This window comes from Bacillus sp. PDNC022 (assembly GCF_016919285.1).
In the GTDB taxonomy this organism is placed as follows: Bacteria; Bacillota; Bacilli; order Bacillales; family Bacillaceae; genus Bacillus; species Bacillus safensis.
Genome location: NZ_CP070345.1, coordinates 454,001 through 470,870 on the forward strand (window position 1 = coordinate 454,001; position 16,870 = coordinate 470,870).

At 41.4% G+C, this 16,870-nt stretch carries 18 protein-coding genes and 1 other annotated feature; all 18 genes read left to right on the plus strand.

Features of this window, described 5'->3' with window-relative positions; all coding sequences use genetic code 11:
• Positions 1-83: 83 nt before the first annotated feature.
• The 18 genes from JVX94_RS02385 to JVX94_RS02470 all read left to right on the plus strand — a co-directional run bounded on the left by JVX94_RS02385 (position 84) and on the right by JVX94_RS02470 (position 16,851).
• Entirely contained in the window at positions 84-1,397 is a 1,314-nt protein-coding gene (locus tag JVX94_RS02385) for an NfeD family protein (protein WP_111291678.1), read from the plus strand.
• Positions 1,398-1,424: 27 nt separating this feature from the next.
• Entirely contained in the window at positions 1,425-2,417 is a 993-nt protein-coding gene (gene floA / locus JVX94_RS02390) for a flotillin-like protein FloA (RefSeq protein ID WP_024423026.1), read from the plus strand.
• A 31-nt stretch (positions 2,418-2,448) separates the two neighbouring features.
• On the plus strand, positions 2,449-2,946 hold the full coding sequence (locus tag JVX94_RS02395) for a hypothetical protein (RefSeq protein WP_144471128.1): 498 nt from the start codon (positions 2,449-2,451) through the stop codon (positions 2,944-2,946).
• Between the two features lie 204 nt (positions 2,947-3,150).
• On the plus strand, positions 3,151-3,432 hold the full coding sequence (gene yqfC, locus JVX94_RS02400; protein ID WP_012010618.1) for a sporulation protein YqfC: 282 nt from the start codon (positions 3,151-3,153) through the stop codon (positions 3,430-3,432).
• Positions 3,433-3,450: 18 nt separating this feature from the next.
• The gene (gene yqfD / locus JVX94_RS02405) at positions 3,451-4,641 is read left to right on the plus strand and encodes a sporulation protein YqfD (protein WP_095409048.1); all 1,191 of its coding nucleotides are present in this window, start codon (positions 3,451-3,453) and stop codon (positions 4,639-4,641) included.
• 3 nt (positions 4,642-4,644) lie between these two features.
• Complete coding sequence (locus JVX94_RS02410; RefSeq protein WP_041118006.1) at positions 4,645-5,604, plus strand: PhoH family protein; 960 nt, start codon at positions 4,645-4,647, stop codon at positions 5,602-5,604.
• Between the two features lie 114 nt (positions 5,605-5,718).
• Positions 5,719-7,830, plus strand: a complete 2,112-nt coding sequence (locus JVX94_RS02415) for an HD family phosphohydrolase (protein WP_391509730.1) — start codon at positions 5,719-5,721, stop codon at positions 7,828-7,830.
• Positions 7,831-8,310 (plus strand): rRNA maturation RNase YbeY, encoded by a 480-nt coding sequence (gene ybeY, locus JVX94_RS02420; RefSeq protein WP_061408615.1) that lies wholly within the window; start codon positions 7,831-7,833, stop codon positions 8,308-8,310.
• Positions 8,288-8,674, plus strand: a complete 387-nt coding sequence (locus JVX94_RS02425; RefSeq protein WP_024423020.1) for a diacylglycerol kinase family protein — start codon at positions 8,288-8,290, stop codon at positions 8,672-8,674. The genes ybeY and JVX94_RS02425 overlap by 23 nt, the downstream gene beginning before the upstream one ends.
• 113 nt (positions 8,675-8,787) lie before the next feature.
• On the plus strand, positions 8,788-9,186 hold the full coding sequence (locus tag JVX94_RS02430; RefSeq protein WP_008356263.1) for a cytidine deaminase: 399 nt from the start codon (positions 8,788-8,790) through the stop codon (positions 9,184-9,186).
• Positions 9,179-10,084 (plus strand): GTPase Era, encoded by a 906-nt coding sequence (gene era, locus JVX94_RS02435; RefSeq protein WP_007501305.1) that lies wholly within the window; start codon positions 9,179-9,181, stop codon positions 10,082-10,084. Before JVX94_RS02430 ends, era begins: the two co-directional genes overlap by 8 nt.
• Before the next feature lie 148 nt (positions 10,085-10,232).
• A complete protein-coding gene (locus tag JVX94_RS02440) occupies positions 10,233-10,376 on the plus strand; it encodes a YqzL family protein (protein ID WP_003217288.1) in 144 nt (47 codons plus the stop codon).
• 35 nt (positions 10,377-10,411) lie between these two features.
• Entirely contained in the window at positions 10,412-11,182 is a 771-nt protein-coding gene (recO, locus tag JVX94_RS02445; protein WP_095409043.1) for a DNA repair protein RecO, read from the plus strand.
• Positions 11,183-11,221: 39 nt separating this feature from the next.
• Positions 11,222-11,399 (plus strand) — a binding site (T-box leader).
• 111 nt (positions 11,400-11,510) lie between these two features.
• Complete coding sequence (gene glyQ / locus JVX94_RS02450; RefSeq protein ID WP_205184466.1) at positions 11,511-12,398, plus strand: glycine--tRNA ligase subunit alpha; 888 nt, start codon at positions 11,511-11,513, stop codon at positions 12,396-12,398.
• The gene (glyS, locus tag JVX94_RS02455; protein WP_205184468.1) at positions 12,391-14,436 is read left to right on the plus strand and encodes a glycine--tRNA ligase subunit beta; all 2,046 of its coding nucleotides are present in this window, start codon (positions 12,391-12,393) and stop codon (positions 14,434-14,436) included. Before glyQ ends, glyS begins: the two co-directional genes overlap by 8 nt.
• A gap of 167 nt (positions 14,437-14,603) precedes the next feature.
• Positions 14,604-15,242, plus strand: coding sequence for a transcriptional regulator CcpN (ccpN, locus tag JVX94_RS02460; protein WP_024423017.1), 639 nt, complete (start codon positions 14,604-14,606; stop codon positions 15,240-15,242).
• A 25-nt stretch (positions 15,243-15,267) separates the two neighbouring features.
• On the plus strand, positions 15,268-16,089 hold the full coding sequence (locus tag JVX94_RS02465) for a pyruvate, water dikinase regulatory protein (protein ID WP_008342399.1): 822 nt from the start codon (positions 15,268-15,270) through the stop codon (positions 16,087-16,089).
• A 261-nt stretch (positions 16,090-16,350) separates the two neighbouring features.
• Positions 16,351-16,851 (plus strand): YaiI/YqxD family protein, encoded by a 501-nt coding sequence (locus tag JVX94_RS02470; protein ID WP_024423016.1) that lies wholly within the window; start codon positions 16,351-16,353, stop codon positions 16,849-16,851.
• Positions 16,852-16,870 lie beyond the last annotated feature (19 nt).

Below are 16,870 nucleotides of genomic sequence, written 5' to 3' on the forward strand. Positions count from 1 at the left end.
ATAAAAATGAAACCTATGATACATTTGTAACGTATGTAAAGGAACAGTAAAATGGAAGAAAGAGAGGAGGGATCACCAAATAGATGAAAAAAATAAAAATTTCTATTGCTCTCTTCAGTTGTTTTATAATATGCTTGTTATTAGGGGTTCAATTGACCGCGAAATCAGCAGATCAGAAAGTTCATGTTATCCCAATTGAAGAAACAGTAGAAAAAGGACTTTCTAAATTCATTGAACGATCGTTTGAGCAGGCAAAGTCGGAGCGGGCGAAGCATATTATTCTCGACATCAATACACCGGGTGGTGCTGTCGATGCAGCGCTTGAAATCGCAGATACTATCCGTGCTTCCGATATCCCAGTGACAGCGTTTGTCAATCATAGAGCGCTTTCAGCCGGAGCCTTCATCGCGCTAAATGCCGATCAAATTTATATGACCCCGAATGGAAAAATGGGGGCTGCTGCGATCATTGATGGAGAAGGCAATGCTGCCGATCAAAAATCAGAATCTCTATGGCTTGCTGAAATGAGTGATGCTGCCGAAAAGCAAGGGCGTGATCCAAAGTATGCTCTTGCCATGGCGGATGTAGATATAGACGCAAAAGAAGCTGGTGCACCAAAAGGAGAATTGCTCACCTTCAATACAGACCGGGCGCTTCAATTCGGGTATGCAGAAGGGGAAGCAAAAAATATGGATGACTTGCTTCAGAAGCTGAAATTACAAGACGCTTCTGTTCAATACGATGAAGTGAGCTTTGCTGAAAAGGTTGCGCGTTTTCTTACGCACCCAATTGTCATTCCAATCCTTTTATCCATTGCAAGCTTAGGGTTAATTGTTGAGCTTTATTCTCCTGGCTTTGGGGTCCCGGGCACCATGGGAGTGACAGCGCTTCTTCTATTCTTTTATGGTCATCTCGTGGCAGGTTTTGCAGGATATGAGACGTTGTTCCTGTTTTTAGCAGGGATTGCACTCATCATTCTGGAATTGTTTTTGCCAGGGGGAATCGTAGGTGTCATTGGACTGATCTGTGTCGTTGTCAGCTTATTTTTAGCAGCTGGAAGCTTTACAGAAATGGCGATTTCCATCTTGATTGCCACTGCTGTTTCAATCATAGCAGTTATTTTATTGACAAAGGTGTTGGGGAAACGTATGAAATTCTTTAAAAAGTTCATTTTAACCGATTCAACCAATAAAGAAAGCGGTTATGTCTCAAATGAAACAAGAGAGGATCTTGTTGGACAAATCGCAGTTACAGCCACTGCACTTCGTCCATCTGGTACGATTGTACTCGGAGATGAGCGCATTGATGTTGTGTCAGAAGGTGCATTTATCGACAAGGATGAACAAGTAAAAATTGTGAAAGCGGAAGGCTCACGCATTGTCGTGAGGAAAGTATAGATATACTGATTTTAGAGGAGGAATAAAATGGATCCATCTACTTTACTATTATTTGTGATTATCGCAGCAGGTTTGATTGTTCTATCGATCTTTTTCACCTTTGTACCGGTGATGCTGTGGATTTCTGCCCTAGCGGCTGGCGTAAAAGTGAGCATTTTTACACTTGTAGGAATGAGACTGCGCCGAGTGATTCCAAACCGAGTGGTCAACCCGCTCATCAAAGCACATAAAGCAGGTCTTGATGTGACGATTAACCAGCTGGAGAGCCACTATCTTGCAGGTGGTAACGTGGACCGAGTTGTGAACGCATTAATTGCAGCTCAACGCGCGAATATCGAATTGAACTTTGCCCGCTGTGCAGCCATCGACCTAGCAGGCCGTGACGTACTTGAAGCAGTTCAAATGAGTGTAAACCCTAAAGTCATTGAAACACCATTTATCTCTGGTGTTGCGATGGACGGGATTGAAGTCAAAGCAAAAGCACGTATTACAGTTCGTGCAAACATCGACCGACTTGTCGGTGGTGCAGGGGAAGAAACGATTATTGCCCGTGTAGGTGAAGGGATTGTCTCTACAATCGGTTCATCCGATAATCATAAAAAGGTTCTTGAGAATCCTGATATGATTTCTCAAACGGTTCTTGGTAAAGGATTAGATTCAGGTACTGCATTTGAAATTCTCTCGATTGATATCGCAGATGTTGATATCGGTAAGAACATCGGGGCAATTCTTCAAACAGACCAAGCAGAAGCAGACAAAAACATCGCACAGGCGAAAGCGGAAGAACGCCGCGCAATGGCTGTTGCACAAGAACAAGAGATGCGTGCGAAAGTTGAAGAAATGCGTGCGAAAGTCGTTGAAGCAGAGGCTGAAGTACCACTTGCAATGGCTGAAGCATTACGTGAAGGCAATATTGGTGTCATGGACTACATGAACATTAAGAATATCGATGCTGATACGGATATGAGAGATTCATTTGGTAAAATGACAAAAGGTCCATCTGATAATGAAAACAAATAAGCATCCTCTCACGCTTTAAGGAGGGAGCCCATTGGACATTCTATTTGAAAATCCGCTACTAATTGCGATTATCATCGGTATCATCTCTGCCGTCTTTGGGAAAATCGGCAAACAAGAGGAGAACGAAGAGCAGAATCAGCAAAAGAAGCCCGCTCCTCAGCGTAAGCCGGTGCCCCAAAAGCAAACAAAGCAAACGAGGCCAGATCCAGTCGTGACGGATCAGCTGGACGATTTCGGCGATGTACATGATCATGGCGGGATGAAGAAAAAAACTTCTCAGTCCTTACAAGATCGCTATACGGCTACACTTGCCGAAATGGAAGAAAGAAAAAACGAGCTGAATAAAGAGTTCCAATCGCTTGAAAGAGAGCTGACAAGGCCAAAGGCTGCATCTGCTGAAGTGAGGCCAAAAATCATTGAGAAACTCAACCAAGATACAATTGTTCAAGGAATGATCCTTGGAGAAGTATTTGGAGAGCCGCGCGCGAAAAAGCCGCACAGAACAATGAAACGGCCATATAAAAGATAAAGTAGAAAGTCCCCTTCAAAAAAGGGGGCTTTTTTTTGCTTGATGACGATTTTTCATAAAGAAAATGCTGAAACGGCTGTTTTACGGGATTCATTAGCATGATATGACCCCCTGAGGAATAGGATGATATAGAGGCTTTCTCATCAGTCTCACCATCTTTCAGTTTGATCTCATACACATGAGGTGGGAAGGGGTTCTTATTGAATGGGAAAAAGAAAAAATCGACTTAAAGCATGGCTGACAAGAACACTTGAAATCCCTCCAGACGTGATGATGGATCTTCCCCGTATTACGATGGTTGGCAGACTCCACATTTACATAGAGAACCATAAAGGGCTTTTGCTTTTCAGTGATCAAGAGGTAAGGCTGATGCTCAAACAGGGACAATGCATTATTTCAGGGAAAGATTTTGTGATTAAAACGATTTTGCCAGAAGAGATTTTATTAGAAGGGAAAATCGATGAGGTCCGTTATATTGATTCTTAACTGACGGAGGGGAGAAGCGTGAAGAATAAATGGTTCGCCTATTTTATTGGCAGAGTGGAAGTGGAGATCAAAGGAAACGGCATTGAGCGGCTTATCAATGAGTGCACGAGGCAGGGGATCACAATGTTTCAAGTGAGCCGCCGTCAAGACAGCGTGCGCTTATTTATTCGCTTATCAGATGTACATGCCTTCAGAAAAGCACGCAGACATCATGACGTGACATGTTCATTTCATCAAAAGAAGGGCTTTCCGTTTCTACTCCTTTGGTCAAGGAAGAATATCGGATTTACGCTTGGGATTGTATGCTTTCTAGTAACGATATTGGCGCTTTCAAACATGGTATGGAAAATTGATATTAAAGGAGCCAACCCTGAAACTGAACATCAAATGAGAAAGCATTTAGACGACATTGGGGTGCAAAAAGGCCGTTTTCAGTTTCTAATGGGAACACCTGAAAAAATTCAAAAATCCCTCACAACCAATATTCAAAGCATCACATGGGTCGGCGTTGAACTAAACGGCACAACATTTCAAATGAAAGTTGTGGAAAAGAATGAACCTGAAAAAGAAAAATACACGAGTCCACAGCATATTGTCGCCAAGAAAAAGGCTGTTATCACGAGAATGTATGTAGAAAAAGGGGAGCCGCTCGCCGCGGTTGATGAACACGTAAAAAAAGGGCAGATGCTTGTCTCTGGACTCATTGGCAGCGAAGATCAGCAAAAAACGGTAGGAGCCAAAGCGAAAATATATGGTGAAACGTGGTATCGATCTGAAGTTTCTGTCCCTCTTCGAACATCTTTTGACGTCTTTACGGGTAAAATGAAGACAAAGCACAAGCTCTCCGCATTTGGAGGCTCACTGCCATTTTGGGGCTTTTCTTTTAAAAAGGATGATTTTAAGCAGCCAAAAACAGAAACAGAAATTCATCCGCTTCATTTCTTAAACATGCAGCTCCCATTCTCTTATGAAAAGGAAATCACACGTGAAAGTGAGAAAATAAATCGAGAATACACAAATAAAGAAGCGGTTCAAGCAGGGATTAAAATGGGTAAAAAAGAATTAGAAGAGAAGCTAGGTCAAACAGGAGAGGTGAAAAGTGAAAAAGTTTTGCACGAGACAACAGGGAATGGTAAAGTTAAGTTAATCATCCTTTACCAAGTAATAGAAGATATTGTTCAACCAACACCTATTGTTCAGGGAGACTAGAGAATGACAGAACATTTACTTGAGATTCAACAAAAATTGGATAGCCCAAATGAAGCGATTGCTTTATTTGGCAATCAAGATGCTTATCTGAAACTAATGGAAAACGAGCTGAACGTCTCCATTATTACGCGTGGAGAAAAAGTGTATGTTTCTGGTGAGGAAGCATCTAGAGAAACAGTAAGCCGTTTGATCACATCTCTTTTACATCTCATCCGTAAAGGAATTGAGATATCTGAACGGGATGTCGTCTATGCCATTAAAATGGCGCAAAAGAACAAGCTGAATTATTTTGAAAATATGTATGAAGATGAAATTACGAAAAATGCCAAAGGAAAGTCGATCAGGGTGAAAACAATCGGCCAGCGGGAATATGCTGCGGCGATGAAAAAAGATGACTTAGTCTTTGGAATTGGACCTGCTGGTACAGGAAAGACGTATTTGGCAGTCGTCAATGCGGTCCATTCACTGAAAAATGGACATGTAAAACGGATTATCCTGACAAGACCAGCTGTTGAAGCAGGAGAGAGTCTTGGCTTTTTGCCAGGCGATCTAAAGGAAAAAGTAGATCCTTATTTAAGACCACTATATGATGCCTTGCATGATGTGCTTGGCAGTGATCATACGGAACGATTAATCGAGCGCGGCGTGATTGAAATAGCGCCCCTTGCCTATATGAGAGGCCGGACGCTTGATGATGCATTTGTTATTTTAGATGAAGCGCAGAATACAACGCCTGCTCAAATGAAAATGTTTTTGACGAGACTTGGGTTTGGCTCTAAAATGGTCATTACAGGAGATATTACACAAATTGATCTGCCAAAAGGCATGCAGTCAGGTCTTGCGGCTGCAAAGGACATGCTTGCAGAGATCAAGGGCATCTCATTTATTGAATTAGACCAGACAGATGTGGTCAGACACCCGCTTGTGGCGAAGATCATTGGCGCATACGAAAAGCAAAAATGAACTGAGTGACCCGATCGTCTTCATCGGGTCATTTTGTTTCGATCGTGGTTTAAAGTAAAAAAGGAGGTACTTTCCTTGAGAAAGAATCAAAAAGGCAGTAAGCGCAAAAGACTGCTGTCTAAAAAAGAACCTCAGAAAATGGAGCGCTCACGTTATTTAAATGTTTTGCTGTACGCTGGTTTAGCAGCCATTTTATTCGTGGTGCTCTTCTTCCATGTAAAGCCTGAATCGCTCGATTTAGATTTATTTTCAGTGAGCGAACAGACCATCTATTCTCCGTCAACCGTTGATGATCAAGAAGCGACAGAAGAAAAGAAACAAGAAGCAACAGATCAGGTAGAAGATCAATATACGCTCAAAAAAGCGTATTCTGATAATCGCGTAGACCTCATCTCATCCCTCTTTGAAGCCATTAAAGAAGAGAAGAAAGCAGCTGATGATAAAGAGAACGCGCCATCAGATCAAGAAATGGTCAAGCGTGTCAAAGAAAAGCTCACAACAGATATGCAGGAGGCTGTTTCGGATCAATCCATCAAAGCATTGCTCCAGGCAAGTGATGAAAATCTCTCATTTACTAAGGATTCCATCATCACAGTGGTGAATTCACTGATGAGTAAAGAAATCACAGCAGCGAAATTACAAGATGAGAAAAAACAAGTCAAAACAGAGCTTAAAAACAATTCAATTCCATCAAAATACTTAAATGCAGCGAAAGAAATCGGTGAATTTGCGATCATTCCAAACTATGTATTTGACCCAGTGGCAACAGAGAAGAAAAGACAGGAAGCGGCTGACAATATTCAGCCTGTGCAAATTAAGCAAGGACAAATCTTAGTTGAAGAAGGAGAGCTCATCGACCGGGAAGTTTATCGCAAATTAGAACTCACGGGTCTGTTAAACAGCTCAAATTTATTTAAGCCTGTCAGTGGTCTTCTCATATTAATTGGCCTTTTCTTAGCAGCGATTATTCATTCCCTTGAATCGAGGAAAAAATCGCTTGTCCATAAGAATAAGTCTTTACTGCTCTACTCGCTTATTTTCACGATTATATTAATTATCATGGAAGTGTTCAGCCTCTTCCAGGAAACGAAGTATACGACGATAGGCTATGTCGTACCAGTGGCACTTGGCACGATGCTGATCAAGCTACTTATTAATGAGCGGTTAGCGATCTTCTCCGGTCTTGTATTTGCTCTTTGCGGCAGTATGATGTTTAATCAAGGAGTAACCGGCGTCTTTAACTATGTGATCTGCGCTTATTATCTTGTGAGCGGGATGGCTGGTATTTTATTTTTAAGAAAACATAATGCAAGATCAAAAATATTGCAAGCCGGACTTTTGGTGGCTTTGGTGAATGTACTTGTGGTTTTATCCATTACACTGATCCAAAACTCTTCACCATCAGGGCTTGAAATCGGTGTGAACCTCATGATGGCGATTGTGTCAGGGTTTGCATCATCTATCTTGGTCATTGGGTTAATGCCTGTTTTTGAGAGCATGTTTGGTATTCTTTCCACAATGAAACTGATTGAATTATCCAATCCAAATCATCCGCTGCTCAAAAAGATTTTAACCGAGACACCAGGTACATATCATCATAGTGTCATGGTGGCGAATTTAGCGGATGCCGCATGTGAAGCAGTCGGTGCAAATGGTCTTTTAGCAAGGGTCGGCGCTTATTATCATGACATTGGGAAAACGAAAAGGCCGCAATACTTTATTGAAAACCAAATGAACATTGATAATCCGCATGACAAGCTTTCTCCTCAGCTGAGTAAAAATATTATTATTGCCCATACGACAGATGGCGCTGATATGCTGAGAGAAAAGAAGTTTCCTGAAGAGCTTGTCGACATTGCAGAACAGCATCACGGGAAGTCACTTTTAAAGTTCTTTTACTATAAGGCAAAAGAGCGTGATGACCAGGTGACAGAAGAAGAGTTCCGTTACCCTGGTCCAAAGCCGCAATCAAAAGAAGCAGCGATTATTTCGGTGGCTGACAGCGTTGAAGCGGCGGTTCGTTCGATGCATAATCCAAATCCAGAGCGGATTGAAAAGCTTGTCAAAGGCATTATTTCAGATAAAATGCAGGACGGGCAATTTAGTGAATGTGACCTGACATTTAAAGAATTAAATATTATCAGCCAAACGATTTGTACAACATTAAAGGGGATTTTCCATTCTCGGATTGAATATCCAGATGCCCCGAAGCAGAAGGTGAAGTAAATGACATTGTTAATCGATTTAATAGATGAAACAGGACAAGTAACAAAAGAGCAGCTTGAAGAAGTGGAAAAGCTTCTTCAGTTTGCTGCAGACGCCCTTGAGGTCAAGGATCAAGCGGAAGTATCAGTGACGATTGTTTCGAATGAAGAGATTCATCAAATCAATAAAGAATACCGCGGAAAAGACGCGCCAACAGATGTAATCTCCTTTGCACTTGAGGAAGAAGGAGAAGGGGAGATTGAAATCATTGGAGCGGATGATATCCCGCCTGTACTTGGTGACATTATTATTAGTGTGGATCGAACGAAAGAGCAGGCAGAGGAATATGGACATTCCTTTATGAGAGAGCTTGGATTCTTAACGATTCATGGCTTCCTTCATTTGCTTGGGTTTGATCATATGACAGAAGAAGATGAAAAAGAAATGTTCGCCAAACAGACAAAAATCTTGGATGATTATGGCCTTTCGAGATCATCGTAAGAAAAGAAGGCCGCTCGCCCGTTTTTTTCGGAGTTTTTACTATGCATTTAGAGGAATATGGCGAACTTTCTTAAATGAACGGAATTTTCGATTTCACACAGTCGCAGCCATCATCGTGGTGATCTGCGGCTTTTGGTTCCGCATTGACCCATTTGAATGGCTGATCGTTCTTCTTCTATGCGGGGGGATGTTTGCGCTTGAACTTGTCAATACAGCCATTGAACATACAGTGGATCTGATGACAGAAGAAAGGCACCCGCTTGCAGAGAGAGCGAAGGACGCTGCGGCAGGCGCTGTTTGCGTTTACGCCGCGATTTCGGTTATGATTGGATTGATCATCTTCTTACCGAAGATCATGCAATAGAACAATATTACTATTTATTAACATTTTTAGAAATGGGCGTGAAAATGTCACGTGAATTATGTAAAATATAAATGTGACAGTGGTACCATTTCTTCTGAAAGTGGGAACTAGGAATGAACAAACAAGAGTTGATTTCAGAAGCAATCAAAGCAAGAGATTTTGCATATGTACCCTATTCTAAATTCAAAGTCGGTGCAGCATTACTGTCGAATGATGGAAAAGTGTATGGCGGCTGCAACATTGAAAATGCAGCATATGGTATGTGTAATTGTGCGGAAAGAACAGCACTTTTTAAAGCCTATTCAGAAGGCATTACATCTTTTCAAATGTTAGCAGTGGTGGCTGATACAGACCGGCCTGTTTCGCCGTGCGGCGCATGCAGACAGGTCATTTCAGAGCTATGTGCACCTGATATGCCAGTGATTCTAACGAACTTAAAAGGACATATATACGAAACAACAGTAAACGAACTATTGCCAGGCGCATTTTCACCGGAGGATTTAAATGACTAACGAAAGCTTCAAATCAGGATTTGTATCAATTATTGGAAGACCAAATGTAGGAAAATCAACCTTTCTTAATCGTGTCATTGGACAAAAAATCGCCATTATGAGTGATAAGCCCCAAACGACGCGAAACAAAGTGCAAGGTGTACTGACAACAAACACATCACAAACGATCTTTATCGATACACCGGGGATTCATAAACCTAAGCATAAGCTTGGTGATTTTATGATGAGGGTGGCTCAAAATACACTGAAGGAAGTCGACCTGATCTTGTTTATGATCAACGCACAGGAAGGCTATGGCAAAGGTGATGAATTCATCATTGAACGACTAAAGCAAACATCTACACCGGTGTTCCTTGTCGTGAATAAAATTGACCAAATTCATCCAGATGAACTGTTCCTTTTAATTGATGAATACCGCACGCGTTATCCATTCAAGGAAATTGTGCCAATTTCAGCTCTTGAAGGAAACAATATCGATACGCTTCTTCAGCAGATTGAAGGTTATCTTCCAGAGGGCCCTCAATTTTATCCGGCAGATCAAGTAACAGATCATCCAGAGCGGTTCATTATTTCTGAATTAATTCGTGAAAAAGTGCTGCATTTAACGAGAGAAGAGATTCCGCACAGTATTGCGGTTGCGATTGAATCGATTAAGCCAGATGAAAATGGTAAGATCCATGTTGCGGCAACCATTGTCGTAGAACGTGATTCGCAAAAAGGGATCGTCATTGGTAAACGAGGCAGCTTATTAAAAGAAGTGGGACAAAAAGCGCGCAGAGATATTGAAGCACTTCTAGGCTCAAAAGTGTATTTAGAACTTTGGGTCAAAGTTCAGAAGGACTGGCGTAATAAATCCACTCACCTGCGTGATTTCGGATTTAGAGAAGACGAATATTAAAAAATCGCTGCATTTGTCAGCAAATCTGACAATGGTGCGGTTCGATTAGTAAAAATTGTTTATCATGAAATGGAGGTAGCCTGGTCAAGATAAAATTAATATGTTGGATGTAGCGTTGCTGCTTCTAATAAAGAAAGGTGGGGTTTTTATGTTGAATTTTACATGGAACGTATTTTCACAAACAGGAAGCGTTGACACGTATCTGCTTTTCAAAGAGTTAGAAAAGGAGAACCTGGAAAGACCCGATGTACTTGAAGAAGAAATAGCACGATTTGATTTTCCAATCTTATAATTCTTGACCCCCTCCAGAGCTCGGAGTGTAGACAAATGCTCATTAAAAGTGAAGGAATCGTCCTTAGAACAACAGATTATGGCGAAACAAACAAAATTGTCACGCTGCTCACTAGAGAACATGGAAAAATTGGCGTGATGGCAAGAGGCGCTAAAAAATCAAACAGCCGCCTGTCAGCTATAAGCCAGCCGTTTTTATACGGTACATTTCTCATCCAATCATCAACAGGACTTGGAACGCTCCAGCAAGGCGAAATGATTGAAAGTATGCGGACCATTCGGGAAGACTTATTTCTGACCGCTTATGCTGCATATATGACGGAATTACTTGATAAAGGGACAGAAGAAAAAAAGCCAAACCCTTATTTGTTTGAGCTTCTGCTTCAATCTCTGCGTCATCTCAATGAAGGCACAGATGCTGATATTATTTTATTTATCGTAGAGGTCAAAATGTTATCAGTGATGGGGATGAAGCCTGAACTGGATCAATGTGTCCACTGTGGTCAAAAAGAAGGGCAGTTCCATTTCTCGATAAGAGATAACGGATTCATTTGCCAAAATTGTTTTTCGAAAGATCCATATAAACTGCCCTTATCCCCTGCAGCTGCAAGGCTGCTCCGTTTGTTTCATTATTTTGATTTATCAAGGCTTGGTCAGGTCGATGTGAAGCCGCAGACGAAACAAGAAATTCGTCAAGTGCTTGATCACTACTATGACGAATATTCCGGCCTCTATTTAAAATCAAAAAAATTCATGAATCAGATGGAATCCATGAAAAAGCTAATGGGTGACGAAAACAAAAGTTGACATCTCCCATGACTTTTTGTAAGATCATCTAAGATAAAATATGTTGCATTGACAGAAAGAAGTACTTACGTAAAATCCATAAAAGCGACCTTAGGGCGGTGTGAGCTAAGGATGGAGGCGTAACGAAAGGCATTCTTGAGCAACGTAAAACAAAGCGGCTGGATGCTACGACACCAGCAAATAGGGTGGAACCGCGGGAAAAACTCTCGTCCCTATGTTTGCAAGAACCTTGCGAGCATAGAGACGGGAGTTTTTGTGTTCTCTTACAAGGTTCTAATCCCACCCGCCATACATAGCGGTTGGTGTAGAAAAGACGGAGGTGCGATCATTGAATATTCAAGACATGATTTTGACGCTGCAAAAGCATTGGTCAAATGAAGGCTGCGTATTAATGCAGGCGTATGACACAGAAAAAGGTGCGGGAACGATGAGTCCATACACGTTCCTCAGAAGCATCGGCCCTGAGCCATGGAAGGTAGCATATGTAGAGCCTTCAAGACGCCCGGCTGATGGCAGATATGGAGAAAACCCAAATAGGTTGTATCAGCATCATCAATTTCAAGTGATCATTAAGCCATCACCTGACAATATTCAAGAACTATATCTTGAATCATTGAAGGCACTTGGCATTGACCCGCTGAAACATGACATTCGTTTTGTAGAAGACAACTGGGAAAATCCATCTCTTGGCTGTGCAGGACTTGGCTGGGAAGTATGGCTTGATGGGATGGAAATTACGCAGTTCACGTATTTCCAACAAGTCGGCGGCTTAGAATGTAAGCCCGTTTCTGTTGAAATCACATACGGTATTGAACGTCTTGCTTCTTACATCCAGGACAAAGAAAATGTTTTCGACCTTGAATGGACAGACGGATTTACGGTCAGAGATTTATTCTTAATGGCTGAATATGAGCACTCTGTTTATACATTTGAAACATCTAATACTGACATGCTGTTCGAGCTATTTACAACCTATGAGAAAGAAGCACATAGCCAAATGGACAAAGGGCTTGTTCACCCAGCATACGATTATGTCCTCAAATGCTCTCATACGTTTAACCTGCTTGATGCAAAGGGCGCTATTTCTGTGACTGAGCGAACTGGTTATATCGGAAGAGTGCGTCAGTTAGCAAGAAAAGTAGCCAAAACCTATTATGAAGAACGCGAAAAACTGGGATTCCCTATGCTAAAAGAGGGGGCGGCTTCTCATGAATAAACAAGATGTATTACTAGAAATCGGCTTAGAAGAGATGCCGGCTCGTTTCATGCCAGAAAGCACAAAGCAGCTAGGTGAAAAAGTAAAAGCATGGTTTGAAACGCAAAATATTTCATTCGAAGAGACTGCTTTATTCAACTCACCAAGACGTCTTGCTGTACTTGTGAAAGGTGTCGCAGAAAAACAAGAAGACATCAAAGAAGAAGCAAAAGGCCCAGCTAAAAAGATTGCCCAAGATGCTGAAGGAAATTGGACAAAAGCAGCTGAAGGTTTTGCCAGAGGACAAGGTGCTTCAACAGATGATCTCTATTTCAAAGAGATCAAAGGAGTGGATTATGTCCATGTTCAAAAGTTTCAAGAAGGAAAGCAAGTGAAAGATCTTCTGCCAGCGTTAGGTGAGATCGCCGCTTCATTAAGTTTTCCAAAGAACATGAGATGGGGAAGCGAGGATTTACGCTATATCCGTCCGATTAAATGGATTGTTTGTTTATTTGGAGAAGAGATTGTACCTGTTGAAATTGCTGGGGTGAAAAGCGGCCGTGAGACAAGAGGACACCGTTTCCTTGGTACAACAGCCAGCATTGACTCACCTGCTTCCTATGAACAAACATTGCGCGATCAATTTGTGATTGCAGACTCAGATAAAAGAAAACAATTAATTACTGAACAGCTGGATACGCTATCTACTGAAAAAGGCTGGGTCATTCCTGTTGATCCTGAACTTCTAGAAGAAGTGAACGATCTTGTAGAATATCCAACTGTGCTGTCTGGTTCCTTTGAAGAAGAGTTTCTTGCATTGCCGGAAGAAGTATTGGTGACGACAATGAAAGAGCATCAGCGCTACTTCCCTGTGAAAAATGAGCAAGGAGAATTATTGCCGCACTTTATTACAGTCAGAAATGGAAACAGTGAGGCGCTGGAAAATGTCGCAAGAGGAAATGAAAAAGTACTTCGTGCGCGTTTATCAGATGCTGCATTCTTCTATAAAGAAGACGAAAAACTAGTGATTGAAGACAATATTAAAAAGCTTGATAAAGTGGTATTCCATGAGAAACTTGGAACAATCGGCGACAAGCTGAAAAGAGTGACAGACATTGCAACCCGTCTAGCGGCGCATGTCGGAGCAGATGACGAAACAACTAAACGTGTGGCTAGAGCAGCAAGTATTTCGAAGTTTGACCTTGTGACTCAAATGGTCTATGAATTCCCAGAATTACAAGGAATCATGGGTGAGAAATATGCACGAGCTCTTGGTGAACATGAAGAAGTGGCAAGAAGCATCAACGAGCACTATATGCCGCGCTTTGCTGGTGACGATGCGCCGTCCACTTTGATTGGTGCGATTGTGGCAGTAGCAGATAAGCTCGATTCTATTTGTTCATTCTTCTCAATTGATGTGATCCCAACGGGTTCTCAAGACCCTTATGGACTTAGAAGACAAGCGAGCGGTATCGTTCAAATCCTCCTCGACCGTCATTGGAATATTTCATTTAAAGAGCTGTTATCACTTGCTCAAGTAAAGGCAGAACATGAAGCTGCTCTGATTGAATTTTTAACGCATCGTTTAAAATATGTTCTTCAAGCAGAGCATATTCGCCATGATGTTGTTGATGCAGTGCTGGATGTTGAAAATATTGAGCCATATGCAGTCGTCAAAAAAGCAGCTGTTCTTGAAGAGAGTGTGAAACAAGAAAGCTTCAAAGAAACGGCTGAAGCATTGGGACGCGTCATTTCAATTAGTAAAAAAGGGGAAGACGCAGAGATTCAGCCTGAACTGTTTGAAAATGAACATGAGCAAAAGCTGTTTGAGGCGTATCAGCAAGTAGTGAAAGCTGTAAGGGAACATGTAGCAGCAGGACAATACAGCTTGGCACTTGAGGCGCTGGATACGTTAAAAACACCGATCGTTCATTATTTCGATCACACAATGGTTCATGCGGATGATGAAAAACTGAAGCGAAATCGTTTGGCACAAATGGTTAAACTAGCCAAAGTGATTCAATCATTTGCGAATATGAACAATTTAATTGTAAAATAAATACCTAAGAACGGTTGCCTTTTCCGAAGGGCAATCGTTTTTTACTCATTTAATTCACGGTTTTTGAGTGGATTTTTGTTTCATTCGGACAAAGATGCGCTATAATATGATGAGTTATGAAAATGATATACATAAAGTAAAGATTTCGCTCTCTCTATTTAAAGGTGGTGAGTACAATCGAGTTAAATAAACGGCAAGAGCAGATTTTACAGATTGTCAAAGAGAATGGTCCGATCACTGGAGAGCATATCGCCGATCGGCTGAACTTAACAAGGGCGACCCTCAGACCGGATTTAGCCATTTTAACAATGTCAGGCTTTTTAGAAGCAAGACCAAGGGTCGGCTACTTTTTCACAGGAAAAACAGGCACGCAGCTTCTCGCAGATAAGCTGAAAAAACTTCAAGTGAAAGACTTTCAATCCATTCCAGTGGTGATACATGAGAATGTTTCGGTTTATGATGCGATTTGTACGATGTTTTTAGAGGATGTGGGCACATTATTCGTTGTGGACGATCACTCTATTTTAACAGGCGTGTTATCAAGAAAAGACCTCCTTCGCGCAAGTATAGGGAAACAGGAGCTTCCATCTATACCTGTCCATATTATTATGACAAGAATGCCGAACATTACCGTTTGCCGCAAGGAAGATTTCATTATGGATGTGGCGAAGCACTTGATTGAAAAGCAAATAGATGCACTTCCTGTGATAAAAGATACGGATAAAGGCTTTGAAGTGGTCGGAAGAATTACGAAAACAAACATGACGAAAATACTTGTCAGCTTATCAGAGAACGAAATAATCTAATGACAGAAGACTGCGAGGGGATGTTATGAGTAATCGCGTAATTTTTGTGGTATCAGATTCAGTAGGTGAAACGGCAGAGCTCGTGGTCAAAGCGGCACTTAGCCAATTTGATGGCGGCTCATCAGACCATTCAAATATTAGAAGAATCCCGTATGTAGAGGATGTTGGTACGATTAAAGAAGTCATTTCATTGGCGAAAGCAGATAATGGGATCGTCTGCTTTACTCTTGTTGTGCCAGAAATGCGCCAATTTTTAATCGAAGAAGCAGAAGCAAACGGTGTCGTTTATTATGACATCATTGGTCCACTCATTGATAAAATGGAGACGGCATATGGAAATGAAGCGAAACATGAGCCGGGTCGTGTACGTCAATTAGATGAAGACTATTTTAAAAAGGTTGAAGCCATCGAGTTCGCTGTGAAATACGATGACGGCAGAGACCCAAGAGGCATTCTAAAGGCTGATATTGTACTCATTGGTGTATCACGCACGTCCAAGACACCATTATCTCAATACTTGGCGCATAAACGGCTGAAGGTAGCGAACGTCCCAATTGTACCTGAAGTTGATCCGCCAGAAGAGTTATTTTCAGTTGATCCGAAGAAATGTATCGGTTTGAAAATTAGTCCAGACAAACTAAATCATATTCGCAAAGAGCGTTTAAAATCTCTTGGTTTAAATGATCGCGCTATTTATGCGAACATTGAGCGGATTAAAGAGGAACTAGAGTATTTTGAAAAAGTGGTTGACCGTATTAACTGCCAAGTCGTTGATGTATCGAATAAAGCAGTTGAGGAAACGGCAAATGTCATTCATCAAATGCTGACCAAAAGAGGTTCCGAATAAACTCAGGATGCTCCTCCTGGGTTTTTCCTATGGTAGGAAACGGGTAAACAAAAACAATGGCATATTTGCTGCATTTGTATTATAATAAAAAATTGTGATAAAATGATTGATTTTAGGTTTAAGTTAAGTCAAGAACGAATAAACTAATATTGGCAGAAGTCAAGTGATTCTGAACATAACTTTTCGACAAAATGAGTTTTACTGTTGATTGCTTTATGGGGGAAAAGTATGGTCTTTTTGCTTCTCTAAAGCAGGAATAAGGTGGAGGGATGGAGAATTAGTCACCTGAATGAACGTAAAAAAGAGAGGACGATTTATGTCGATGCAGATGCTTGTCCTGTAAAAGACGAAATCCTTTCTGTCGCATCTCAATTTCAAGTACCAGTGACGTTCATTGCTTCATATGAGCATTTTCAAACCAAAAGATCTCCACTTGAAGATTGGCGGTTTGTAGATACACATAAGGAAGCAGCGGACTTAGTCATTGCAAACTCAGCTGCCGCACATGATATTGTCGTCACCCAAGATATTGGTCTTGCCTCCTTACTGCTTCCGAGACAGGTCATTGTTCTGTCTGAAAGAGGACGAATGTACACAAACGAAACAATTGATTTTGATTTGGAGCGCAGGCATGTTTCTAGCAAACAGCGAAGAAAAGGTGTATACGGAAAAGGTCCCAAAAAGCTTTTAGAAGAGGATAAGAAGCGATTTATGGCGCAACTACAAAAAATCCTGTCGAATCATGAAGGATTTTTAAATTAAAAGGCGAATAATGTACGAC

Excerpts from the sequence above, each read along its gene's own strand:
- JVX94_RS02385 (WP_111291678.1), top strand. The coding sequence starts at position 84 with ATGAAAAAAATAAAAATTTCTATTGCTCTCTTCAGTTGTTTTATAATA.
- floA (WP_024423026.1), top strand. The coding sequence starts at position 1,425 with ATGGATCCATCTACTTTACTATTATTTGTGATTATCGCAGCAGGTTTG.
- yqfC (WP_012010618.1), top strand. The coding sequence starts at position 3,151 with ATGGGAAAAAGAAAAAATCGACTTAAAGCATGGCTGACAAGAACACTT.
- JVX94_RS02410 (WP_041118006.1), top strand. The coding sequence starts at position 4,645 with ATGACAGAACATTTACTTGAGATTCAACAAAAATTGGATAGCCCAAAT.
- ybeY (WP_061408615.1), top strand. The coding sequence starts at position 7,831 with ATGACATTGTTAATCGATTTAATAGATGAAACAGGACAAGTAACAAAA.
- JVX94_RS02425 (WP_024423020.1), top strand. The coding sequence starts at position 8,288 with ATGGCCTTTCGAGATCATCGTAAGAAAAGAAGGCCGCTCGCCCGTTTT.
- JVX94_RS02430 (WP_008356263.1), top strand. The coding sequence starts at position 8,788 with ATGAACAAACAAGAGTTGATTTCAGAAGCAATCAAAGCAAGAGATTTT.
- era (WP_007501305.1), top strand. The coding sequence starts at position 9,179 with ATGACTAACGAAAGCTTCAAATCAGGATTTGTATCAATTATTGGAAGA.
- JVX94_RS02440 (WP_003217288.1), top strand. The coding sequence starts at position 10,233 with ATGTTGAATTTTACATGGAACGTATTTTCACAAACAGGAAGCGTTGAC.
- recO (WP_095409043.1), top strand. The coding sequence starts at position 10,412 with ATGCTCATTAAAAGTGAAGGAATCGTCCTTAGAACAACAGATTATGGC.
- glyS (WP_205184468.1), top strand. The coding sequence starts at position 12,391 with ATGAATAAACAAGATGTATTACTAGAAATCGGCTTAGAAGAGATGCCG.
- JVX94_RS02465 (WP_008342399.1), top strand. The coding sequence starts at position 15,268 with ATGAGTAATCGCGTAATTTTTGTGGTATCAGATTCAGTAGGTGAAACG.